This is a genomic window from Aquimarina discodermiae (assembly GCF_040786235.1).
In the GTDB taxonomy this organism is placed as follows: Bacteria; Bacteroidota; Bacteroidia; order Flavobacteriales; family Flavobacteriaceae; genus Aquimarina.
Map to the genome: position 1 here is coordinate 20,067 of NZ_JBFMKP010000040.1, position 23,056 is coordinate 43,122.

General features: G+C 32.8%; 25 protein-coding genes and 1 pseudogene. 19 read left to right on the forward strand and 7 right to left on the reverse strand.

What is annotated here, in order from left to right; translation table 11 throughout:
- Positions 1-268 precede the first annotated feature (268 nt).
- Positions 269-1,246, reverse strand: a complete 978-nt coding sequence (locus tag ABW636_RS20235; protein WP_367591906.1) for a ribonucleotide-diphosphate reductase subunit beta — start codon at positions 1,244-1,246, stop codon at positions 269-271.
- Between the two features lie 855 nt (positions 1,247-2,101).
- The gene (locus ABW636_RS20240) at positions 2,102-2,671 is read right to left on the reverse strand and encodes a DUF3109 family protein (RefSeq protein WP_367591907.1); all 570 of its coding nucleotides are present in this window, start codon (positions 2,669-2,671) and stop codon (positions 2,102-2,104) included.
- A gap of 113 nt (positions 2,672-2,784) precedes the next feature.
- On the opposite strand from ABW636_RS20240, the gene ABW636_RS20245 reads away from it, so the two are divergent.
- On the forward strand, positions 2,785-3,357 hold the full coding sequence (locus tag ABW636_RS20245; protein WP_367591908.1) for a MarC family protein: 573 nt from the start codon (positions 2,785-2,787) through the stop codon (positions 3,355-3,357).
- A 257-nt stretch (positions 3,358-3,614) separates the two neighbouring features.
- Here the strand turns inward: ABW636_RS20245 and ABW636_RS20250 are convergent, their stop codons facing one another.
- The 4 genes from ABW636_RS20250 to ABW636_RS20265 all read right to left on the reverse strand — a co-directional run bounded on the left by ABW636_RS20250 (position 3,615) and on the right by ABW636_RS20265 (position 6,628).
- The gene (locus ABW636_RS20250; RefSeq protein WP_367591909.1) at positions 3,615-3,920 is read right to left on the reverse strand and encodes a hypothetical protein; all 306 of its coding nucleotides are present in this window, start codon (positions 3,918-3,920) and stop codon (positions 3,615-3,617) included.
- A 21-nt stretch (positions 3,921-3,941) separates the two neighbouring features.
- Positions 3,942-5,528, reverse strand: a complete 1,587-nt coding sequence (locus ABW636_RS20255) for a S41 family peptidase (RefSeq protein ID WP_367591910.1) — start codon at positions 5,526-5,528, stop codon at positions 3,942-3,944.
- The gene (locus tag ABW636_RS20260; protein WP_367591911.1) at positions 5,529-5,960 is read right to left on the reverse strand and encodes a deoxycytidylate deaminase; all 432 of its coding nucleotides are present in this window, start codon (positions 5,958-5,960) and stop codon (positions 5,529-5,531) included.
- Positions 5,961-6,049: 89 nt separating this feature from the next.
- Positions 6,050-6,628, reverse strand: a complete 579-nt coding sequence (locus ABW636_RS20265) for a HupE/UreJ family protein (RefSeq protein ID WP_367591912.1) — start codon at positions 6,626-6,628, stop codon at positions 6,050-6,052.
- A 223-nt stretch (positions 6,629-6,851) separates the two neighbouring features.
- Between ABW636_RS20265 and ABW636_RS20270 the strand changes: the two genes are divergently transcribed.
- The 18 genes from ABW636_RS20270 (at position 6,852) to ABW636_RS20355 (ending at position 22,977) form a co-directional block, all read left to right on the forward strand.
- Complete coding sequence (locus ABW636_RS20270; RefSeq protein WP_367591913.1) at positions 6,852-7,238, forward strand: coiled-coil domain-containing protein; 387 nt, start codon at positions 6,852-6,854, stop codon at positions 7,236-7,238.
- A gap of 58 nt (positions 7,239-7,296) precedes the next feature.
- Positions 7,297-7,839 (forward strand): hypothetical protein, encoded by a 543-nt coding sequence (locus ABW636_RS20275; protein ID WP_367591914.1) that lies wholly within the window; start codon positions 7,297-7,299, stop codon positions 7,837-7,839.
- A 659-nt stretch (positions 7,840-8,498) separates the two neighbouring features.
- On the forward strand, positions 8,499-8,954 hold the full coding sequence (locus ABW636_RS20280; protein WP_367591915.1) for a prepilin-type N-terminal cleavage/methylation domain-containing protein: 456 nt from the start codon (positions 8,499-8,501) through the stop codon (positions 8,952-8,954).
- Between the two features lie 3 nt (positions 8,955-8,957).
- A complete protein-coding gene (locus ABW636_RS20285; RefSeq protein ID WP_367591916.1) occupies positions 8,958-9,443 on the forward strand; it encodes a hypothetical protein in 486 nt (161 codons plus the stop codon).
- Entirely contained in the window at positions 9,440-10,858 is a 1,419-nt protein-coding gene (locus ABW636_RS20290) for a GspE/PulE family protein (protein WP_367591917.1), read from the forward strand. Before ABW636_RS20285 ends, ABW636_RS20290 begins: the two co-directional genes overlap by 4 nt.
- A 108-nt stretch (positions 10,859-10,966) precedes the next feature.
- The gene (locus tag ABW636_RS20295; protein WP_367591918.1) at positions 10,967-13,162 is read left to right on the forward strand and encodes a type II secretion system protein GspD; all 2,196 of its coding nucleotides are present in this window, start codon (positions 10,967-10,969) and stop codon (positions 13,160-13,162) included.
- Complete coding sequence (locus ABW636_RS20300; RefSeq protein ID WP_367591919.1) at positions 13,162-14,373, forward strand: PilN domain-containing protein; 1,212 nt, start codon at positions 13,162-13,164, stop codon at positions 14,371-14,373. Before ABW636_RS20295 ends, ABW636_RS20300 begins: the two co-directional genes overlap by 1 nt.
- Positions 14,357-14,875: a hypothetical protein gene (locus ABW636_RS20305; RefSeq protein WP_367591920.1), complete on the forward strand. Its 519-nt coding sequence runs from the start codon at positions 14,357-14,359 to the stop codon at positions 14,873-14,875. The genes ABW636_RS20300 and ABW636_RS20305 overlap by 17 nt, the downstream gene beginning before the upstream one ends.
- A 15-nt stretch (positions 14,876-14,890) precedes the next feature.
- Positions 14,891-15,649: a hypothetical protein gene (locus tag ABW636_RS20310; protein WP_367591921.1), complete on the forward strand. Its 759-nt coding sequence runs from the start codon at positions 14,891-14,893 to the stop codon at positions 15,647-15,649.
- Between the two features lie 2 nt (positions 15,650-15,651).
- Positions 15,652-16,584, forward strand: a complete 933-nt coding sequence (locus ABW636_RS20315) for a hypothetical protein (RefSeq protein ID WP_367591922.1) — start codon at positions 15,652-15,654, stop codon at positions 16,582-16,584.
- Between the two features lie 2 nt (positions 16,585-16,586).
- Positions 16,587-17,063 (forward strand): hypothetical protein, encoded by a 477-nt coding sequence (locus tag ABW636_RS20320; RefSeq protein WP_367591923.1) that lies wholly within the window; start codon positions 16,587-16,589, stop codon positions 17,061-17,063.
- Positions 17,060-18,328: a hypothetical protein gene (locus tag ABW636_RS20325; protein WP_367591924.1), complete on the forward strand. Its 1,269-nt coding sequence runs from the start codon at positions 17,060-17,062 to the stop codon at positions 18,326-18,328. The genes ABW636_RS20320 and ABW636_RS20325 overlap by 4 nt, the downstream gene beginning before the upstream one ends.
- Positions 18,316-18,630: a hypothetical protein gene (locus ABW636_RS20330; protein ID WP_367591925.1), complete on the forward strand. Its 315-nt coding sequence runs from the start codon at positions 18,316-18,318 to the stop codon at positions 18,628-18,630. Before ABW636_RS20325 ends, ABW636_RS20330 begins: the two co-directional genes overlap by 13 nt.
- Positions 18,627-19,091 (forward strand): PulJ/GspJ family protein, encoded by a 465-nt coding sequence (locus ABW636_RS20335; RefSeq protein WP_367591926.1) that lies wholly within the window; start codon positions 18,627-18,629, stop codon positions 19,089-19,091. The genes ABW636_RS20330 and ABW636_RS20335 overlap by 4 nt, the downstream gene beginning before the upstream one ends.
- Before the next feature lie 5 nt (positions 19,092-19,096).
- Positions 19,097-20,227, forward strand: a complete 1,131-nt coding sequence (locus tag ABW636_RS20340; RefSeq protein ID WP_367591927.1) for a type II secretion system F family protein — start codon at positions 19,097-19,099, stop codon at positions 20,225-20,227.
- A gap of 572 nt (positions 20,228-20,799) precedes the next feature.
- A complete protein-coding gene (locus ABW636_RS20345; protein WP_367591928.1) occupies positions 20,800-21,240 on the forward strand; it encodes a hypothetical protein in 441 nt (146 codons plus the stop codon).
- A 258-nt stretch (positions 21,241-21,498) separates the two neighbouring features.
- Entirely contained in the window at positions 21,499-22,338 is an 840-nt protein-coding gene (gene blaOXA / locus ABW636_RS20350; RefSeq protein WP_367591929.1) for a class D beta-lactamase, read from the forward strand.
- Between the two features lie 216 nt (positions 22,339-22,554).
- Positions 22,555-22,977 (forward strand): type 1 glutamine amidotransferase family protein, encoded by a 423-nt coding sequence (locus ABW636_RS20355; protein ID WP_367591930.1) that lies wholly within the window; start codon positions 22,555-22,557, stop codon positions 22,975-22,977.
- On the opposite strand, the pseudogene ABW636_RS22595 reads toward ABW636_RS20355, so the two are convergent.
- A pseudogene (locus ABW636_RS22595) lies at positions 22,955-23,056 on the reverse strand (IS982 family transposase); the annotation flags it as partial. The gene ABW636_RS20355 and the pseudogene ABW636_RS22595 sit on opposite strands and share 23 nt — an antisense overlap.

The window sequence follows — 23,056 nt, forward strand, 5'->3', positions numbered from 1 at the left end:
TACTTGAAGATACCACTATAAAATACAGCGTTATCTTGTAGGTCTATACGGTTAAATATGACTTTCGTCCCCTTTTCTTTTTTGTAATGCTTATAAAGCTGTATCAAACTGAGCTAATCTGAATAAACAGAAGAAATGTTTTTGATTAGCTCAGAATGAATATATTGTTATTGTTTTAATGTTCTTTTTAAAATTGCTATAGTTCACAATGTCTTGTTATTAAAACATCATTGACAAAGGCAGTTTGATCTATTAGCTACGGTTTTATCTAAAAATCTGCATCAAAACTTATTTTATTATCGTCGGTATCTTTATTAAGTACTCCAGCTTTCTGGTATTCTGAAACTCGTTTCTCGAAAAAGTTTGTTTTTCCTTGTAATGAAATCATATCCATAAAATCAAATGGATTAACTGTTCCATATTCTTTTTCACATCCTAATTCTGCCAGTAACCTATCAGTAACAAACTCTAGGTACTGTGTCATTAACTTCGAATTCATTCCGATTAAGCTTACAGGAAGTGATTCTGTAATAAATTCTCTTTCAATATTTAAAGCATCTACTATAATAGCACGTATTCTTTCTTTCGGCACTTTATTAACCAAATGATTATTATGTAGATGAACTGCAAAATCACAGTGTACTCCTTCATCTCTAGATATTAATTCGTTTGAAAAAGTAAGTCCTGGCATTAATCCACGTTTTTTCAACCAAAATATAGAGCAAAAGGCTCCTGAAAAGAAAATTCCTTCTACTGCTGCAAAAGCAATTAATCGTTCTGCAAACGAATCTGATTCGATCCATTTTAATGCCCAATCTGCTTTTTTTCTAATGGCAGGAAAGTTATCAATTGCGTTAAACAACAAATCCTTTTCTTTTTCATCTTTTACATAAGTATCAATAAGCAGCGAATAGGTTTCAGAATGAATATTTTCCATCATGATCTGAAATCCATAAAAGAATTTTGCTTCACTATACTGTACTTCATTCACAAAATTCTCGGCAAGGTTCTCATTTACAATACCATCAGATGCAGCAAAAAATGCTAAAATATGCTTTATGAAATATCGTTCATCGTTGGTTAGCTTTGTAGACCAATCGGTAATATCCTGATGTAAATCGATTTCTTCTGCTGTCCAAAAACTTGCTTCAGATTTTTTGTACCATTCCCAAATATCATGATGTTGAATTGGAAAAATTACAAATCGATCTTTATTTTCCTGTAAAATAGGTTCTACAAAACTCATTATATCTTTTTTTGCTGTTTTTTTTAAGAATTTTCTTCTTTTCTAAAGAGTTATACAAAGATCAAAAATTAGGTTAAAAGTCTTACCTAAAGTTGGCAAACGTTTTCAACAAAGTTTTCAACACGAAGTTTTTTTTTCACAAAAATGACCTTTTACAAAACTATTTTCAAACAACTAAAAACCAATTAATTAGACTTCAAACCCGAATCAATAACAATCTAAACACGATCTCTGCAAACCTGCTATTCCTCACTTGTTAAGAGCATTTTTAAGCACAAAAAACAAAATGTTAAAAAAAGCTGAATTTACGGCAAAACCGTAATGTTGACAACCTCGTTTTTTAACATTTAAAAATCTATATTTTGTAAAATTCACCTCTCAAAAACTCTTTAAAACATTGCATAGTTTACAATCAAACTTTTATTTTTAGAATTGTTAAAAGCCAAACAAGACGTTATTTAAATATTCTTTAAAAAAGGAAAAAAATACGCTCTTATTCTTATAATTAACGTACTCTATTCTCCCCAAACCCTTTACAGCTCTCTAACTATCAAAAAAACGCTTTACACAAAAAGCTATACCGTTCCTACATTAAAACCAACACTTCATACATTTTAACACATCAAAACGAATATACATCTATTATTTTTACAACTATAAACAAATACAATAGATGTAAAAATTACAATAAAAACAAATTATTATATATGGCGGCAAGAATAACCACTACACTATTATCGCAAAAAATTCATAAAGCAATAACATCTTATAACAACCAACTTATTTCTAATGTTATGCATTTAATGCAAAAGAGGCCACAAACATATGGCCTCTTTTTGTTTATATCTTATAAATTTATTTCTTAAAGTTCTCGGCTACTTTCTCGAGCTCTATATACCAATCTTCTCCAAATTTTCTAACCAAAGCTTCTTTTACAAACTTATACACAGGCACTTGCAACTCTTTCCCTAACGAACAAGCATCATCACAAATCTCCCAATGATGATAATTTACAGCCGAAAACTCTGTGTACTCCTGAACTCGAACGGGATACAAATGACAAGAAATAGGTTTTTTCCAATCTATTTCTCCTTGATTATAAGCCTCTTCAATCGCGCACATTGCGGTACCTTTTTTATCAAAAATTACATACGCACAATCTGCCCCATCGATAAGTGGAGTTTCTAATTCACCATTTTCGGTTTCTATATGAGTACCTTGATTTTCTATTGCCTTAATTCCTTCTTCCCTTAAATAAGGTTTCACTACAGGATATACCTCTTTTAGTTTATCTATTTCTGATTTTTCTAAAGGAGCACCTGCTTCTCCATCAATACAACAAGCGCCTTTACAGGCAGACAGATTACATAAAAAATCTTTCTCGATTATATCCTCTGATATTATTGTTTTTCCTAACTGAAACATGCTGTAAAGATACTTCTTAGACAATTATTTTTACAATTTATTTATCTTTTTATAATACCTTTACTTTATAGCGCCTAATTACATTTGCGTTAATTTTTAAAATCAACTCGATTATGCACTTTAATCTCAAAGAAATATTGACAGCAAGTATGATCCTATTTGCTGTAATAGATATTATAGGAAGCATTCCTATCATTATTGATCTTCGAAAAAAAGTAGGGCACATACAAAGTGAAAAAGCCTCTATTGTAGCAGCAATTTTGATGATTCTATTCCTTTTTGTAGGAAAAGAAATCTTAAATCTCATAGGAATTGACGTGAATTCTTTTGCGGTTGCAGGAGCCTTTATCATATTTTTTATTGCACTCGAAATGATTTTGGGAATACAATTATATAAGGATGATGCTCCAGAGACCGCAGCTGTTGTGCCTTTGGCATTTCCTCTTATTGCAGGAGCAGGTACCATGACATCTATTCTCTCTTTACGAGCAGAATATCAACCTGTAAATATTGTGGTTGCTATACTTATAAATATTATTTTTGTATACATTATTTTAAAATCCTCTGGTAGAATAGAAAAGGTACTTGGTAAACAAGGAATTAATGTAATTCGTAAAATTTTTGGAGTTATTTTATTAGCAATAGCTGTTAAATTATTTGCCACCAATATCAAAGGACTTTTTTAACAAACAAAAACACTATTATCTTGAAATATTTTATCTATTTATTATTAGCAATTGCCATTGGCCTTATTATTTACAATACGACTCATGTTGACTTTGATAACTTATTAATTGGAAACAGTAAAACTGCAGTTATAAGTATTGTAGCCTCTGCATGTGTAGTAGTACTTTTGCTAATATTAATCACATCTAGAAGTATTCAAGAGAAAAAGAATAAAAAAAGATAACACGTATCTTTTGTAGAATTGATTCTTTATTATTTAAAACACAAAAAAGCACGCTATAATTACAGGCGGAATTGAAACCACCATCAAGATCATAAATAAATTATGTAATCGTCTAAACAACAATGCTCTTGAAAGTGTTTTTTTGAGTCTTATATCCTTAGAGTTATTCATATGTTCACGTATTATTTCTCCAGATACATAAGAGGTATCCACCAAAATATCGTGTTTCAGAAAAATAGATGCACTATTATCTAACAATCTAAACGCTACGGCAATAATAAAGAAAAACAATGGCGAACAAATTGCAATAGCTAATAAATACTCTTCAAATACAGTCATATAATTTTAATAGATATAGTATTATTCTTGTTGTTCAGACATTGAAATCACTTTATTTATCATTGCATCATCCCTGTTAATAATCTTTTCGAAAGCAGCGGTTCCGAACAATTGCTGAGCCATTGTAGCTTTCAAATACTCTTTTAATTGATCTTTATAATTCTTTAATTCAATCTCAATCCCTCGGCTTCTTGAGTATTTTAAAAAGTCCTCTACAAAAGGATCATCAATAATCACCTTTTCATTAAATTCTTCTTCAGACAGTCCATTATAATATGTCCTATCTTTATCCAATGCTTCAAAAATATATCCTCCCATTCTACCCGATCTCAACATATATCCTAATGTTTCGCTAACTCGAGTCGTATCTCTCCCTACAAAGATATCAGGTATGATACCACCTCCTCCAAATACAATTTTTCCTCCTGGGGTTTTAAACTTTAATGAATCTGCTACCTGTATACTATCTGCATTCTGTAATTCTCCATTTTTATATCGCTCGAGATATTCATTAAAGTATTCTTTATTACCATTTTCATATGGTTTTTGAATAGAACGCCCCGTTGGTGTATAGTAACGTGAAATAGTCAACCGTATTGCACTACCATCTCCTAATGCCATTTCTCTTTGCACCAAACCTTTGCCATATGAGCGTCTGCCAACGATAGTTCCTCTATCATTATCCTGGATAGCACCTGCAAAGATCTCGCTTGCAGAAGCAGAATTTTCATTAAGCAACACATATACTTTTCCTTGCTCAAAGCTTCCTCTATTGGTTGCATAATTATTTTCTATAGCCCCATTTTTGTTTTTGGTAAACATAATAAGCACATCATCCTTAAGAAATTCATCTGCCATTTTTAAAGCCGGAGCAATAAACCCTCCACCATTATCACGAAGATCCACCACAAGATGCTTCACTTTTTTATCCAATAACTTATCGATTGCACTTTTAAATTCTTTATAAGTAGTTTCTGCAAATCGATTAATTTTAACATATCCCAAATCATCTGTAAGCATATAAGCGGCATCGACACTTTCTAAAGGAACTCTTCCTCTTTTAACTACTACATCAAATACCCCAGACCCTTTTCTATAAACTTTAAGTAATACTTTGCTATTTAACTCTCCTTTTAATTTACTTGCCAGATTTTCTCGTATTAACTTATCTCCATAAAGAGTATCATTATTTGCCATCAAAATTCTATCTCCTGCTTTGATACCAGATTTTTCGCTTGGCCCTCCTTTTATCGTATTGATTACAGAAATAGTATCTCTAAAAGAATAATAACTCACACCAATGCCTATAAAATCTCCCTGCATACTTTCGGTAACTTCTTTAAGTTCTTCTGGTGGGATGTAGATTGAATGCGGATCTAAGTTTTCTAATATTCTATTTACAGTAACTTCGACAATACTGTCGGTATTAATCTCATCTACATATTCATAATCTATATAATCTATAAGCCTATTAAGCTTCTCTTTCTTAGGGTTGTAAGAAAATAATTTTGCCGATGGGTTGCTAAAATTAAGCTTACTACCTATAAGTACTCCAACTCCTAAAGCCAGTCCTATAAAAAAAGGTACATATATTTTTGAATATTTCATTTAATCTTCTAAATCAGAAATCTGCTCTATTTCTACTCCTGCTTTTATTAAAAATTTTAAGCCAGAGTCATCTTTATATGCTGTTTGATAGACAATTCTTTTTATCCCTGCCTGATGGATTAACTTACTGCACTCTTTGCAAGGCGACAATGTAATATACAAAGTTGCTCCTTTACACGATTGTGTCGATGAAGCTACTTTTGATATGGCATTTGCCTCTGCATGTAGCACATACCATTTTGTATATCCTTCTTCATCTTCACATGGGTTTTCGAAACCGGTTGGAGTTCCATTAAATCCATCAGAAATAATCATCCTATCTTTAACAATAACCGCACCAACTTTTTTACGATGGCAATGTGATAGTTTCCCCCATTCTCTTGCGATTCTCAGATAAGCTTTATCATACTTCAGTTGTTTTATTTTGGACATAGAATAGAAAATAATAATAAATTGATAACAATCAAAATACGAATATATTATTACCCTGTGGCAAATACAACCTTAATGCAATATATTCTTTACCAAATTTTGTTAGCCAAAAGCATTGGAATTACTATCCCTATAACAATAGAAGAAATAACCATAATCCAATCCCGCTTAGAAAATCTAAAAAATGTTTGCGCCAAAAAGCTTATAAAAAGCACTATAAAAACAATAACAATTTGTGCAAACTCTATTCCTAAAGCAAATTCTAACAATGGCAAAACTTTTGTCCCCCCGCTAATATGATTAAAATAAATTGAAAATCCCAAACCATGTATTAACCCAAAAAACACTGTGGCAATATATTGCACACCCATTTTCCCGTTTTTAAACGTATTCTTTGCCGTAAATACATTAAACAACCCTGTTGCAAATATAGTTACTGGTATTAAAAACTCTATAAGTCTTGAGTTAACCGAGATAATATCATAAGCTGCCAGAAATAATGACAGTGTATGTCCCAACGTAAACAAAGTTACCAATAGCAACATTCTTTTCCAATTATCAAACGTATATCCCACGGTAAGTACAATTAAAAACAGTACATGATCATAGGCATTCCAATCCAACACATGGCTAAAACCAAGCTTTATATAAAGCCAAAAATCCGACATAATTACAAGTTTTGAGGTATGGGACTAATGTACAATTAAATACAAGAAAAGCGAAACTCAACAAAAACTCTTATCACAACTTTAGGAAACTTATATCCAAAATCATCTTTTAAAAAAAGAAAAAGTCTTGGGATTTTTGAGGGGTTTTCCCCATGTTTGTGAAGAATAAAATACTTATTTTTACCTTTAAATCGGCTTAAAAAGTTCTTTAACAGAAAAACTCATGAAAAATATTAACGCAAATACAATCCTTCAAATAGTAGCATTACTATTTCTTGTAGTGATTGGGTATATGATTTTTAATTCGGGATCTAATTGGAAAATCATTAAATCAGAATTAGATAATGCAAGACAAGAGTTGAAAGTTTCTAGAGATACACTTGCGGTAACAAAATCAAATCTTCAAAACTCTGTAAAAGAGCTTAAAAAACTTCAGTTACAAAAAGACATTATATCACGACAACGTGATTCTCTTTTATTCGATTTCAAAAGAAAAAATGCAAAAGATTGGAACGAGTTAGAAGCAATTAAAGATACTATATCTAAAAACAATAAAAAATTAACAGAACACAAAGTGTTACTAGACAAGCTTTTTGGTATTCATCAATAATCTCTTATTTATTGTTAAATACAATTCACAAAACCAATGCACACACAATCGCTACATTATGAAAAACATACTCTTCTTCTTTATATTTCTATTTATCTCTACCTCTTATAGTCAAATAGACTCTCTAAAAACTATTGAAATCCCAGCTTCTTATGCCAATAGACAAGGACCTCCTTTATTGGTAAAGAAGGATAGCTTATATACCTTTCGTACTTCTGACATTTACCTGGTGAATAAAAAATCATTTCTAGCTTTAAAAAGTTTCTATGAAAATGTTGGAAAACAAAACAACATGACCCATGCGCTTTTAGAAAACTATACAAAAACCTTAAAAAGGAATATTGAACTAGAAAGTAAATTAAAAGTCAACTTTGATGAAAGCGATGCATTAGATAAAGAAATTTATCAAAGAACGCAGGCAACCTTAACCAATACACAAAAAGCTCTGGATTACACCATAAATAGTTTGGAGAAGGCCACAAACAGTCTTGATATTGTAGAAAAGAATGTAAAGAGACAAAAAACTAAAAGTATTTTTGATAAAATACTCATCGCGATAGGAGGAATAGGAATAGGTGTTCTGGTTGGTGTTTCTATTTAATACTATTTCTCAAATAAATTACTACTAAAATAAAAAAGCGAGATTAAAAATGATCTCGCTTTTTATGTTCCGTTTATACATCTGCATACAGATGTCTTTTTATCATACTTTCTCATCGCTTACCTGTGAATCGCATAACTAGAAGAAGCAGGAAGATCTCTTAAAAAATTAATAAACGGTTTAAAATCCAATCGTAACGTAAAAGTGTATACTGTTTTCATATTCTATGGTTTTAAATTAATATTACATTGTTTGTCTAGAATATAAACAATTGCTGTGCCAAAAATTAAAAACAAACATAACACCCTTATTTTCAATTAATTATAATTAACTCAGAAAACATTTCCACACTTATAGGGTAACAGAAATCTAAGGAATAGAACTAACCTATATAAAAGACTAATCTAAATCAGTATTAAAGAAAAAGCATATTTTTTTCTAAAAAAAGTCTCAGTCTCAAAAATTGAAACTCTGATGTTGTATCATTGCAAAATAGTTTTCACATTAGGTTATAAACTTAGCTGAATTGTTTTGCAACAAACAACTATATAAAAAGTAATAATAAAAGATATAGATAGAAACAAGTATCAAGGAAGGGAAAAATAGCAATATTGTTATGTAATATCATTTTTGAATCATTTAAACATAACACAATATTTATGGAAAAACCTTACTTTTGCCACCATTTTGATTATAAGACATTTATGAAAAATTCTTTATTAAAAAAAGTTAAAGCTTTCAACCTTCAAGAAATGCTTTTGGTTTTAGCAATTATAGGTATTTTACTTTTAATAGCCTTACCTAATTTCTTGCCTTTGATTGCGCAAACCAAAGCTCAGGAAGCTAAGATACAACTTAAAACAATTGGTAACATGCAAACACAATATCGTTACCTAAATTCTAAGTATTCTATAGATTTTACAGAGCTTAATTATGAAGCCCCTAAAACTGTAAAAAATGGAGGGACTGCAAATTACAGCTATGAAATACTAGAAGCTTCTGTATCTAATTTTAAGGCAAGAGCAACTGCTGTGGTTGATTTTGATGGAGATGGAGTATATAATGTATGGGAAATTGACGAAAGTGGTAGTCCAAAACAAATAGTAAAAGATTAAAGTTTGATTGTAGTTCTAAAAATATTTTTGGCATCTGCTCTAGGTATCATTACCTATCAAGATATTAAGGATAGAGAGGTGTACGGTATCCTATTTTTTATTCTGATGGGATTATTAGGGTATTTACACTATCAAAGTGTACTCCCTATACATTTCTTTTATGCGATAGGAATCAATTTTGGTATTGTCTCCTTTTGTATTTTATCTGTATTTATTTATGCTACTTTTAAGTTAAAACGATCTTTTTTTAAAGAAGCATTCGGGATTGGGGACCTTCTTTTTTTTATTGCTCTGGCTACGGGTTTCCCAACGGTTACCTTTGTGATTTTATTAGTGTTTTCTTTGATATTTTCTCTTATAATATCACTTTTTATAACCAATAAGACAAATCATAAAACGGTACCCCTTGCTGGGTACATGTCCCTTTTTATAGGAGTCGTTTTTATTACACAATGGATTACTAACGCTTTAACACTGTACCTCATATGAGCATGTCTAAGACTTATGAAATTCCAGTACGGATAAAGCAGTTAATCACTTCAAATCAGGCTTTTCATTACAGAATTGTCCCTATTTCAAAAGAAGGAGATGTGTTGCATCTTAAAACGGACAGTACTGACTCTCAAAATTTGCAAAAAGAGCTAACCGTTATTTTGGGAGGCCCCATAGTTCTGGTTTCAGATACATCTGAAAATATTCAGTCTTATCTAACTTTCAACTATAGAAAAACAACTACTTCTTCTAGTGAGAAGCTTCAATATGAAGATCAGTTCTTACAAAAACTAATAACTACTGCCAAAGACTTTGGGAGTAGTGATATCCATATGGAACCTTATGAAAAGGTATGTAGAGTACGTTTTAGACTAGACGGTAAACTAAAAGAACAATATACGATTGCCAGCTCAGAATATCCGCAATTAGTCAATCAGATTAAAATACAATCGGGATTAGACATTTCTCAAAAACGATTGGCACAAGATGGTCGTATCACATTTAAAGAAGGAGCAGATGAGTTTGATATTCGTGTTTCCACAATGCCCACTTTATATGGAGAAAAAATAGTACTTCGATTATTAAATCGAAACACACAGGAAGTATCTTTAAACGATCTTGGTTTTACAAAAGAAGAAATCTCGATATATCGCGAGACCATTAAAAAACCTCAAGGGATTATCCTAATATCGGGTCCTACAGGTTCGGGTAAAACAACCACGCTCTATGCAACACTAAAAGAACTAAATAAAGAAACTACCAATATCTTAACCATAGAAGATCCTATAGAATACACGCTACAGGGAATCAATCAGGTACAGCTAAGAGAAGATATCGAATTCGATTTTCCTGCGGCCCTTAGAGCATTTCTTCGTCAGGATCCAGATATAATTATGGTAGGAGAAATTAGAGATGATCGCACCGCTGCAATGGCAATCAAAGCAGCACTAACTGGGCATCTAGTATTATCAACTATACATACCAACTCTGCATGGGCAACAATTTCGAGATTAATCGATATGAAAGTACCTGCATTTTTATTGGCAAATACTATCTCGATGAGTATTGCCCAACGTTTAGTAAGAAAGCTTTGTCCACATTGTAAAACGCAAAAAAAAGCAACTGTAAAGGATTTCCCAGAAGGGTTTGAAATTCCTGAAAAAATGGAAACACACTACGTTGCGACAGGTTGCAATAAATGTTACCACACCGGATATATGGGAAGAAAGGCTATTTACGAAATTTTACCTATAACCAAAGAGCTTGAAACCGCTATTAGACACAACGAGTTACAAATAGATACTTATATAGAAGAACAAAATATAAACACTTTAAAGTCGAATGCAATACGTATGGTAAGCAACGGAGAAACTTCTGTAGAAGAAGTATACTCATTATTATCTGACAATTAGACACAAAGAAACATAAACTAATCGAAACGATTCAAAATTGTAAAGGGAACAAATCTGATCGATACTATAAAATACAATTCCAACTTACAACTGGAAAACAAAAAACAAATGAAAAGAAAGATCTTATTTTTTGCACTAGCTATCAGCTTACAAGTTTTTGCTCAAGACGGCTTGCAAAATCAGGCACAGGATAACACCAGAGTTTCTGTTATAGAAAACAAACTACAGTTGCTTACTATGGATATTCCTGGTTTATCAGAAAAAGTAAACGTAAATATTTCAAATACTTCTTTACTCAATTTTTTGAGAGCAGTATCGCAGGTTCATAAAATTAATATTAATCTTGATGAGGCGCTTAACAATACTACTATCGTAAATGGATTTAACGATGTAAGTGTACAAGATTTATTAGTGTTTTTGGTAAAAGAATACCAACTAGACATATCGTTTACTGGTAATATTCTATCTATAAAACCTTATACACCTCCCACAGTACAACCCGTAGAAAAAGTAATAGTCGCACAATACGACGCGCTTGCTGCTACCTTAACCACAGATCTTTCTAATGACCCGTTACCAAAAGTTTTTAGAAAAATTACCGAAATCTCTGGTAAAAATCTATTGTTTACTCCAGAACTGAATTCTAAAACCTTAAACCTTTTCATAAGCAATGTCCCTTTTGATACAGCCATGAAAAAATTGGCAGAAGCTAATAATTTGGATTTTAATAAAACCAAGGATGGATTTTATGAATTTTCTGCATTTCCGCAATCTGGGAGCTCTGGCAATGGCTCAACAGCATACCGATCAAGGCGCTCTAACTTTACTTACAAAGTTATCGATACATTGGCGCGAACCGTTTCTGTTGATTTAAGAGACACCCCTGTGGCAGATGTGATCTACACTATTTCAGAAGATTTGAAATTGAATATTTTTACAGCTTCTCCTTTAGAAAGTGCTGGAAAGGTGACCGTAAAAACCGAATCTATAACTTTTGATGCATTACTGGTTAAGATTTTTGAAAGCGCCATCAATACAGCACCAACTAGCCCTTCTAATCAAAATTCTTCTAACAACTATAATAACAATCAACAAAATAATACAACGACCAACAGTACGGTTTCAAAGGCTTTTACCTTCAAAAGAGAAGGTAATGTGTATTATTTTGGCACAGAAGACCAATTAGCTTTAAAGAAAATCGAACTAGTACAAATGATGCATCGATCGATTGCGATGTTAGGAGATGCAAACCCATCGGGAGGTGGTGGTTTTGGTAATTCTGGATTTGTAACAGGAGGGACTAATTTTTTCACTGGAAACAATACGCAACGAACAAATCAAAGTGGTTTTAACAATAGAAGTCAAGGAACTTCTTCTTTTAGAAACACCCCTTCTTCATCTGGAAATACACAAACCAAGTCTATTTCAGACATCTTTCCTGCTTCGATTACACAAGGTCTAGATATCAAAATAGATACCGAATTAAATAGTTTTGTAGTTAGTGGCCCAGGAACCAGAGTCGAAAAGTTTAAGAGTTTTGTGACTTACATCGATAAGCCTGTTCCCTTAATCTTGATAGAAGTGATGATTTTAGAAGTTAATCGTACTGCGACCGTAGAAGCTGGGATAGAATATGGAATTGGTAAAGAGCCTGTTACTACAGAAGGGGGCATTTATCCAAATACCAGCATTAGATTGGGGGCACAAACCATTAATCGTGTAATTGGTGGATTTGATGGGTTTGGATCTTTAAACCTGGGGAATGTAGTTCCTAATTTTTATATGGATATCAAAGCCATGGAAACCAATGGTAATGTAAAGATACTGTCTACTCCAAAATTAAGTACTCTTAATGGACACAAAGCTTACTTATCTAGTGGACAAACTACGTATTATGCTGTTACCAATCAAAGTTTCTTTGGTTCTCAGATACCGCAAACATCAGAGGTAGTAAATTATCAGCCTATCGATGCAGAATTGGCATTAGAATTTAAACCTTTTGTTTCTGGTGACGGACAAATTACATTAGATATACAGGTTGTACAATCCAGTTTTAGCGGAGAACGAATTGCAGAAAACGCTCCACCAGATATTAGTAGTAGAAGATTTTCATCTATTATGAGAATGAGGGCAAACGATGTAGCCATTCTTGGTGGTATCGAGCAAAAAGTTAAAAACGATTCTGGGTCGGGTGTACCTTTTTTATCTCGTATTCCTATCCTAAAATGGTTGTTTAGTAAACGTGTAAGAGAAGATTCTAAGAAAAAATTGAATGTAATTATCAAACCCACTGTTTTCTATTAATGACAGCACTATCCACATATATTCCTTTTAGTACCTCTATTCTATCTTTAGAGTATAGTACCTATGATGGTGCTTCATCTTATATTGGGTTAGATGTACAGCAAAGAAAAGGAGAACTTGATGTTAACCAAATCTTTACCGCTCAAACAACTAAAGAGTTAACCAATTTTATCCCTAGTCAAAAATCAATTCATCTGGTGATTACCGATGATCAGGTATTATCCAAAGAAGTACAACACACGGGTACTGATAACGAAATTGTTTCTGAAGCTTTTCCTAATTTAAACCTTACAGACTTTTATTTTCAAATCCTCAGAACCGAAGACAAATCTTTTATTGCGGTATGCCGAAAAGCGCATATCGAAGATATGATCGACACTTTAAAAAAGGATAATATCATGACCACTTCTGTATCTTTGGGAGGACTCAAATCTATTGCATTGGTACCATATGTAGCAGGAGAGCGATTGCTGAGTTATACCGAAGAAATACATTTTGGGACCAATACAATACATACCATATTACCCAAAAAAGAAAATATAAACGAAGAATACGCTATAGAAGGGTTAACTTTTCCAGCTACACATACATTGCCGCTTGCAGTAGCTTTAGATACGTTTTCTGTATCTGATGCTATTTCTGGAAATATATCATCTTTAAACGAAGAGCTTACACGAAAACACAAAGAGTCACGATTTTTTAAAAATGCACTGCAAATAGGTATAGGCACAATCCTGATCACTTTGCTTATTAATTTTTTTGTCTTCAATAGCAACTACAAAAAATGGCAGGGATTACAAGAAGAATTACAGGTATATACAACTCAAAAAGAACAAATCACAAAAAAGCAGTCTGAAGTAGCAACCAAAGAAGCTCTGGTACAAAGTATCTTGACTACGGGGTTTTCTAAAAGTTCTCTATATATTGATCAAATCATCAATATACTACCTACTTCTATACGCCTTACTTCTTTGGATTATCAACCTTTACTAAAACCGGTACGAAAAAATAAGTTTATTGAACTTCAAAAAAATTACATTTCTATTACTGGCAAATCAATAGATAAGGAAAGTTTTACCATCTGGTTAAGAACCATTGAAAATTTATCATTTATAGATGTCGTAACTATTACAAAATATGGATTAGATAAACAAAATACTTCAGATTTTGAACTAACACTTACAATCAAATCAGATGGAACAAAAAACTAAAAACATACTATTGATTGTAGGTCTATTGTGCCTATTATATATTGCCTATCTTTTTGGTTTTTCCAAAACTTTTACGCTTTCCAGCGAAGTTCAAAAACTAGAAGAAGAAAAGAAAAAATATCTTTCTGCACCTATACAATTGGCTACCTTGACCAAGAAAGAACAGCAACTTAATACTATTCTTGCAAAAAACAACGTAGAAGGAAGTTCTTTACAACACAATTTATTAAAAACATTACATACGCTATCTGATTCGTTGAGCTTTAAAATCATCAATTTTGAAGAACCACATTCATTTGTCAATGAAACTTCAAAAGAGAGTACCACTACCTATGATTTTGTTATTCAGGGAGATTACAAAGCACTAATTACCGTTATATATACACTAGAACAAAAATATAGCTTTGGTAATCTTGCCAAGGTGCATTTCGAAAAAAAGAAAAATTTCAGGACCAGAGCAACCTATCTGCAATGCAGAATATTGCTACAACGCCTCAATTAATATTATACAATGAAGATGAAAATAAATAGGATAACATATAGAACATACCAGTATACCATAGGGTTCCTTTTACTATGTAGTTTGACGATAGGATGTCATACCGTTAAAATTGATAAAACTTCGATGCAAACGGCCACAAAAACTCCTATTGCGCCAGGGATCATAGGCGTTCACAAAGATGGGATATTGCATTCAGAATTTCAGGCTGCTGCGATCCCTTCTTACAAAAAAAATATTCTGGTAAACGTTCGTTCTAATGATTTTAATCAAAATACATTTAACTCCTATCTTAAAGTTTCTAAAGAAAACTTACTCGGTCTTAATTATGTAGATTCTTTAGAAAGTAAACCTCAATTCATAACGGTAGATGTATTAGATCGTGTAGCTATCATTGCAGAATTAGAAGCAACGTATAATAGTCAAACTCTGGCTTACTTAAAAGGGCAGAAAAAAGCTGCAATTGTAACTTCAGTATCCTTAACTCTTGAGGCACAGCTTATCGAAGAAATTAAAAATGCCGAAGCCGTTTTTTTAAGCAACGCCCCATACAAACAATATCAATTATCGTTGGTAAATAAAGGGAAAACATATAAAACTATTGATTTTTCGAAAGCTCATATTTTTGCATATGAATTGTCTTTTTTCTGTTGGGGAGAAAACAGCAGAAAACAAATCGCTTTGGCTGGCATTATAGACAAAAAAACTTCTTGTCCAAAAAGTACGTATCGAAGTGCAGAAAAAGCCACAGAAAAAATGAATTATTTTAAATTATAGTCATGAGAAAAATATCGCTATATATATTGACATTTCTTTGCTTCTTTTACAGCTGTGAAGAAGTGTTGTTTGAAGAAGATTTATCAGACAAAAAAACAGTATTGATCGCTCCTTCGAATGATACTACGGTAGAAACCACTGCTGTAACTTTTAGTTGGGAGGCTGTTGATCAAGCTACCGAATATCACTTGCAACTGGCTTTACCAGATTTCGAAAACACCAATCAGATTGTTATTGATACCGTGGTCACTACTACCAATTATAATGCTACATTAACCAAGAATAGCTACCAGTGGAAAGTGAGAGGCCAAAACGCAGGATCTGCCACTCCCTATACTACGGCAAGTTTTAAAGTGATCGAAAGTGAAGATTTCTCTTCTCGAGAAGTCATCTTAATTGCTCCAGAAAATAATAACATTACAAACACTACTACTCCAAATCTGCAATGGCAAGTCGTAACAGACGCTACCCTTTATCGAGTGCAATTGCTTAATGAGAGTAACGAAATCATTAATGAAGAGACCACATCTACAGCCTCTGTATCTCCTACTTTTCCAGAAGGAGTTACCAAGTGGCAAGTACGTGCAGAGAACAATACACAAAGTACTCTTTATGCCACCCGAACTGTAACAGTAGATAGTAAAAACCCAAAGCAACCTATGGTAACTGCCCCTGCAAATGATGCCACTCTATCGGGTACTACAGTAACGTTTAGCTGGACCAGAGAAGCGGTAGCAGGAACAACAGAATTTGATAAGATCTATATCTATACCGACGAAGATCTTACACAATTAGTTACCGAGCAAGAAGCTACGTCTCCTGCCGATATTGACCTTACTGCAGGAGCTACTTACTACTGGATTGTTAGAGCTTTTGATCAGGCAGGAAATCAAAGTGAAACCAGTACCAAATCAAAGTTTACGATAAACCCATAAAAATGTTAAAAGGCAAAAAAGGACTTTATATTTTATTACCTGTAGTTGCTTTAATTTGGGGGGCTATTATCTTTCAGGTAGTTGGTGCTTTTTCTGATGAAGATCAAGTCGTTGCAGAAACTTCAGAGGTATCGCTAGCACCCATCGAAGGAAACGAAAGAGAAAAATTCGAATTAAGCACCGTGCTTAGAGATCCTTTTTTAGGCACTATATACAAACCAAAAAAGGAAGTTACAAAACCCAAAGCAACCACACTCAAAGTCAAAAAACCAGCACTGGTATGGCCATCAATTACCTATAAAGGAGTTGTTTCTGGTCAAAATGCGAGCAATGCTATTTATTTGATAGAAATTAACGGATCAGATCAACTTTTACAATTAAAACAAACTTTTGAAGAAGTAACACTTATAAAAGCACGGAGCAGTTCGGTTAAGCTGCGTTATAAAGGAAAAATAAAAGAATTTAAAATTGCGAATTGAAACTATTAGCAAAAATAAAAGCACAGGCAATGCAATTTGCCATACTCATCTCGGTACTGGTTGCCTTGATACTAAGTGCTTTTTTATTGCTTACACATGTACACTCTTTTTTTAAAATCAAATCCAAAGAGGTTATTTTTGCTTTTGAACAATCTAACAAACAATTGTTCGAATCTTTAGAAACTACTACAACGACTACAGATACTATCACAATTACCGAAGAAAATCATACGGTAAAACAATCTGTCGATTACCACGGCAGTTGGTTAAAACGATATGTAGGAATAGATATACACAATCAAGCCGTATCAAGAATTGCATATACGGGGGCTGCTTTAACAGACAAAACTCCCAATTTGTATATCGAAGATACCAACTCTCCTATTGTAGTAGTAGGTAATACTCGTCTCGAAGGGAATAGTTACCTTCCAAAACAAGGGATTAAAGCAGGTACTATTTCAGGAACGTATTACCAGGGCACCAATTTATATTATGGGCGTGCAATAGAAAGTAATGCAAAACTTCCTGATTTTTCTCCAGAATGGTTACAGTATCTTGAAAATAGTACCCAAGGAGCTTTATTAGAAAATGGAAATTTAATCCCTATCAAAAAAGAGCTCACCAATTCTTTTCAGAACACCATACAAATCCTTTATGATACGAGTGCTATCTTTTTGGGAGATGAAAAGATCACTGGTAATATCGTGGTGCAATCAGATACCAAGATCACTATCGGTGCTGCCACTCAATTAACAGATGTATTGCTTATCGCGCCAGAGATCATTATTCACGATCGCGTAAAAGGACGTTTTCAATGCATTGCTACCAAAAAAATAAAAGTCGGAGCATATAGCCAATTATACTATCCTTCCTCATTAATTCTTTTGGATCAAAAAAAACCGACAGAAAATACCCAAAATAACACATTACAACAACCCGATTTCGAAATTGACACGGGAACCATGATACAAGGGTCTATTGCTTATCTCATCAAAAAACAGGAAACCAATAGAAACCGTATCAAAACAAATATGGCCATCGCACCCAATGTACGTATTACAGGAGAAGTGTATTGCCGGGGAAATATCGATTTCCAGGGAATCATCATGGGTTCTTTATATGCAAAACAATGTATCGCCAGACAATCTGGTTCTATTTACCTTAACCATATCTTTAATGGCAAAGTGTTGATCAATCCTATAGATGATTATGCCGGGTTACCGTTTAAGAATACCAAACACACTGTTGCAAAATGGTTATACTAAAAAAAATAAAAGCCGCCACCTTACTAGAGGTATTGACTGCTTCTGTGCTTATAATTATTGTATTTATGATTGCCAGTTTAAGTTTTAACACGGTTTTCAGTAATCAAATAAAACGAGATCAAAGTGCTATAGAAAATCGTATCAAAGAAATAGAATACCTCTTTATCCATAAACAAATACAAGTCCCCTATACCGAGGATTTTGACGGTTGGGAAATCATTATCACACAAGATAAAAACAAAACCACTGTGTCTTATAGTAAAGCTGAACTAACACGCCAAAAACAGCTAGTTATAGAATGAAGTTTGTCACGAAAAAAATAAAAGCCTTTACCCTAACAGAGATGATGATTGTAATCGTTATTTCTGCCATTGTCGCTACATTGGCATTTTCTGTATTAAATATTGTGCAAAACAATATGCGTAGCATTGAGGTAAATTACAGTTACAAAGAACAAATCCAATCGTTGGAAACTGCACTAACCATCGATTTTAATAAATACACCGATGCAGTCTGGGACCCAGTAGAAAATACATTAACTGTCTCCTCGCCTATCCAAGAACAACAATATCGATTCTTAACAGATAGTATTGTAAATACAATAAACACTTACCAACTTTCTATAAAAGAAAAACAGTTTTATTTTGAGGGAAAGTCGGTAAACGAGGGAACGATTGACGCCATAAAACTAACATTTCATAATACGAGAGCATCGCATCGTTTATTTGTTTATAAACATAACGATCCAACAGTACACTTCTAAAAAGTATGGGCTTAAAAATTTCAAATACCAGTAATCGACAAAAAAAAGAAGCTTCTTTTGATGTCTCATCAATATTGACCAAGGAAATTACTTTATTTGGTGGTTCGTTTGGTGCCAAAAAGAAAGAGCAGTGGTATGCAGAGCTTAGTGTACTTTTAAAATCGGGGATTGACCTTAGAAGCGGTTTGGAATTACTAGCAGAGACACAAAAAAAAGAAAAGGATCAGAACCTTATGAAGTCTATGCTATTTCAATTGGTAAGTGGCGCTCCTTTTTCTGAAATTTTGAATAAAGACAATAACTTTACAGATTATGAATATTATGCCATTAAAATCGGAGAACAAACCGGTGAATTAGCAAAAATCACCTTAGAGCTTAGCGATTTTTACAGGCGTAAAAATGAGCTGAAACGAGAAATCATTGCAGCTCTTACATACCCTATTATTGTGATGTGCACGGCTCTGATAGTTATCTTTTTTATGCTAAAATATGTAGTGCCTATGTTTGTCGATATCTTTGAACAAAACAATGTCGAGCTACCTGGTATTACCAAAGCGATTATTAGTTTTTCTGATTTTATGAGTAACAATGGTTTGCTATTAACCTTACTCTTTATAGCTGGTATTGGAACAATTGTACTGGTTTCTAAAAAACAATGGTATCGAAAAGCGTTAGGTAAACTACAATTGAAGCTTCCCATTTTGGGCAACTACTTTAGAAAAATATACCTGGCTCAGTTTACACAGGCTATTTCTTTACTTACCTCTTCAAAAGTACCTATGGTAGAAAGTATTGATTTGGTAAAAAACATGATTAACTTTTACCCTTTACAAGAAGGATTACATAACACCAAACGCCAGGTATTGGCTGGTGGTACTTTGAGCAATTCTTTTTCTAAAAGTTCCATTTTTGATAAAAAGATGATTGCCATGATACGAGTAGCAGAAGAAACCAATCAAACCGAGTTTATTTTCGAAAAGCTTAACGAACAATACAACCAACAGGTAAAATACCAATCACAAGTAATCTCGAATGTATTAAACCCATTACTTACTATCATTGTAGGGATTATCGTAGGTGCAATTCTTATCGCGATGTACCTGCCGATGTTCAGACTAAGTAGTGTGATTGGGTAATATATAAACATATGGAAGCATTCTTTATAAAAACCCTCTAGATTCTTCTAAACCCTAATCCCTACGGTGTTATTATTTCTCGAATTGGATAAGGATTCTACAATCGATGTAAATATTCATGATACTTTATTTTGTAATCTCTTATTTTCATTTAGGAAGGCTAATAACTATATTCTTTTAGAATTATAGGATTTATAGACTCCTCGATAAGTTAGCTTCCTAATTCTAATAACCTGAGTTCGATTAATCTGAAATGCGTCAGTTTGAGTGAAATTCTGTTAAGAATTTTGTATCGAAAACAAGCATTTCAGTACTAAAAAGCTATTCTAGATACAATTTTTCTCCATTTTACTACAAAAAACCACCCGAATTGACGCTTTTTATAGAATACTAGGTATTAATCGAACTCAGGTTAATATAATCAGAATCAGGATCGAATAAGAGCATCGTACATGGTGCACAACGATCTCAAACAATAACCATAGTACATTACGGTTATCCTATCATAACTTAATTTAGTTTTGACACAACCATCCTATGACTTTAGCATCTTATTATAAAAACCAGAAATCATGATCCAATTACAAAAATCATTTCTCGTAGTACTATTATTGTTGTTAGCATTTTCACAGACATCCTGTATGAATGATGATGACGATACTCCCGTTAATTCTGAATGCGAGAAGGCAGTTTGCACCTTAGTACTTATCACCATAGAAGTATCCATAACAGATCAAGATCAAAAACCGGTTGCTTTAGACTCTTTTATTGTGATTAATAAGGACAACGGAGATGATATGACACTGACACTTTCTCCTACTGCACTTAATGACGCAAAAGAACTTGGACGGTATCCATTGATACAGGATGGTGTTCTTGATATAAACCAAAAACGAAACCTTCAATTTAAAGGCTACATTAATAACCAAGAAGTTGTTACAAGTGATTACACCGTAAGTACCGATTGTTGCCATGTAGGCTTAGATACAGGGAATTTAGAACTTACACTTTAAAGAGTTGATCACAATACAAAACCGACCAAAAAGATGCAATCTCACTCATTATTTTAGACATATTTTATGACATCTTACTAAGTGATTATTAGATAAGGGTTGTATTTTCGTATACTAGGCACCTATATTTTACAAGCATTGAGTATAGTTATAGGTACCTATAGTAATTATATATCGTTGTTGTATGTAATTAAAACAAACAGGAGAACATAAATGAAAAACTTATCAATAATTGTAAGTAAACACCAATAGAGTCAAATGAAAAAAATCTATTTAGTATCAACATTAATTCTATTCATTTCTTGCTCGGGAAAGAAAACCAAATCAGAAGAAAATGTAAAAAAAGCTAGCAAGCAAGAAGTTATAGTCCCAGCACTTCAAACAATTATTGACTCGGCAGGTGTTAAAGGTGCTATTTTACTTTATGATTTAAAAGATGATCAATTCTATTCTAATAATTTTCAATGGTCTAACAAAGGAAATTTACCCGCTTCAACATTCAAAATTACTAATTCGATGATAGCTCTCGAAACTGGAGCAGTCAAAAATGACAGTACTCTTTTCAAATGGAACGGAGAGAAAAGAAGACTCAAAAACTGGGAACAAGATTTAGTATTTAAAGATGCTTTTCACTATTCGTGCGTCCCATGTTATCAAGAGGTAGCAAGAAAGATTGGTGCAAAAAGAATGACTGAATATCTAAAGAAACTCGAATATGGAAATATGGAAGTTGACTCGACCAATATCGATGTATTCTGGCTCGAAGGAGAATCCCAAATTAGTCAATTTCAACAAATAGATTTTCTAAAGAGATTATACCTATCTAAACTACCTATTTCTAAACGCACAGAGACGATCATAAAAAGAATGATTGTAATAGAAGATACTATTAACTACAAGCTTAGCGGAAAAACCGGATGGTCCATCAGAAATGGAAATAATAACGGTTGGTTTGTTGGATATGTAGAAACTAAAAACAAAACATATTTTTTCGCATCAAACGTTGAGCCTAAGGAACAATTTAATATGGATATGTTTCCAATGATTAGAAAGGACGTAACTATTAAGGCTCTTAAACAAATGAATATACTACAATAAACATGTAGTCTGCCTATTTTTTAGGCATATTTTATGATTTCTTAATGCACAACTTTAATGAAGGATTGTATTTTCGTATGCTAATGGTTACTTATGCTCTATAAATAATTCGGGTATAGTAGGTATTGTATTAACTATCTATTATTGTTGGGCATACTACGAATAATGATAAACTCTAAGAATAGAATGAAAAATTTAAGAATCTTGATGTTCATCATGAGTTCAGCTATAGTAAGCTGCAGTTCTGAAAAACCAAAGGTAAATGCTGAAAACTCCAAAATCGCAGAAATTGAAAAGAAATCAGACACAACAACCAAACATATAAAACCTTTTAACATAGACTTACCAACTATAGGGTTATTAATGTACGATGGAGTACTTCAAGGTGAAGTAGTTGCAACATCAGATGTCTTTGCTAAACCAACTAAGGAGGGGAAATACATTTTTAATGTGATCACAATTGCAGAAACCGAAGATCCTATTACAACAGAAGAAGGATTAAGACTAATTCCCGACTATACTTTTGATAATTGCCCTAAATTAAATGCTCTTTTTATACCAAGTGCTTATGATATGTCGACTCAAGTCCAAAACACTAGTAACCTGAGTTCGATTCTTAAAATAGGCAAATTTGGTTAGAAATTCGGTTTTGAAATTTGATTTGTGGTTTTTTAGGTAAGAAACTATAAGCAATAAGTCCAGATATTATATTGCTAAG

Coding starts and splice junctions, on each gene's coding strand:
- ABW636_RS20235 (WP_367591906.1), bottom strand. CDS start 1,246: ATGAGTTTTGTAGAACCTATTTTACAGGAAAATAAAGATCGATTTGTA.
- ABW636_RS20240 (WP_367591907.1), bottom strand. CDS start 2,671: ATGTTTCAGTTAGGAAAAACAATAATATCAGAGGATATAATCGAGAAA.
- ABW636_RS20245 (WP_367591908.1), top strand. CDS start 2,785: ATGCACTTTAATCTCAAAGAAATATTGACAGCAAGTATGATCCTATTT.
- ABW636_RS20250 (WP_367591909.1), bottom strand. CDS start 3,920: ATGACTGTATTTGAAGAGTATTTATTAGCTATTGCAATTTGTTCGCCA.
- ABW636_RS20255 (WP_367591910.1), bottom strand. CDS start 5,528: ATGAAATATTCAAAAATATATGTACCTTTTTTTATAGGACTGGCTTTA.
- ABW636_RS20260 (WP_367591911.1), bottom strand. CDS start 5,960: ATGTCCAAAATAAAACAACTGAAGTATGATAAAGCTTATCTGAGAATC.
- ABW636_RS20265 (WP_367591912.1), bottom strand. CDS start 6,628: ATGTCGGATTTTTGGCTTTATATAAAGCTTGGTTTTAGCCATGTGTTG.
- ABW636_RS20270 (WP_367591913.1), top strand. CDS start 6,852: ATGAAAAATATTAACGCAAATACAATCCTTCAAATAGTAGCATTACTA.
- ABW636_RS20275 (WP_367591914.1), top strand. CDS start 7,297: ATGAAAAACATACTCTTCTTCTTTATATTTCTATTTATCTCTACCTCT.
- ABW636_RS20280 (WP_367591915.1), top strand. CDS start 8,499: ATGGAAAAACCTTACTTTTGCCACCATTTTGATTATAAGACATTTATG.
- ABW636_RS20290 (WP_367591917.1), top strand. CDS start 9,440: ATGAGCATGTCTAAGACTTATGAAATTCCAGTACGGATAAAGCAGTTA.
- ABW636_RS20295 (WP_367591918.1), top strand. CDS start 10,967: ATGAAAAGAAAGATCTTATTTTTTGCACTAGCTATCAGCTTACAAGTT.
- ABW636_RS20300 (WP_367591919.1), top strand. CDS start 13,162: ATGACAGCACTATCCACATATATTCCTTTTAGTACCTCTATTCTATCT.
- ABW636_RS20305 (WP_367591920.1), top strand. CDS start 14,357: ATGGAACAAAAAACTAAAAACATACTATTGATTGTAGGTCTATTGTGC.
- ABW636_RS20310 (WP_367591921.1), top strand. CDS start 14,891: ATGAAAATAAATAGGATAACATATAGAACATACCAGTATACCATAGGG.
- ABW636_RS20315 (WP_367591922.1), top strand. CDS start 15,652: ATGAGAAAAATATCGCTATATATATTGACATTTCTTTGCTTCTTTTAC.
- ABW636_RS20320 (WP_367591923.1), top strand. CDS start 16,587: ATGTTAAAAGGCAAAAAAGGACTTTATATTTTATTACCTGTAGTTGCT.
- ABW636_RS20330 (WP_367591925.1), top strand. CDS start 18,316: ATGGTTATACTAAAAAAAATAAAAGCCGCCACCTTACTAGAGGTATTG.
- ABW636_RS20335 (WP_367591926.1), top strand. CDS start 18,627: ATGAAGTTTGTCACGAAAAAAATAAAAGCCTTTACCCTAACAGAGATG.
- ABW636_RS20340 (WP_367591927.1), top strand. CDS start 19,097: ATGGGCTTAAAAATTTCAAATACCAGTAATCGACAAAAAAAAGAAGCT.
- ABW636_RS20345 (WP_367591928.1), top strand. CDS start 20,800: ATGATCCAATTACAAAAATCATTTCTCGTAGTACTATTATTGTTGTTA.
- blaOXA (WP_367591929.1), top strand. CDS start 21,499: ATGAAAAAAATCTATTTAGTATCAACATTAATTCTATTCATTTCTTGC.
- ABW636_RS20355 (WP_367591930.1), top strand. CDS start 22,555: ATGAGTTCAGCTATAGTAAGCTGCAGTTCTGAAAAACCAAAGGTAAAT.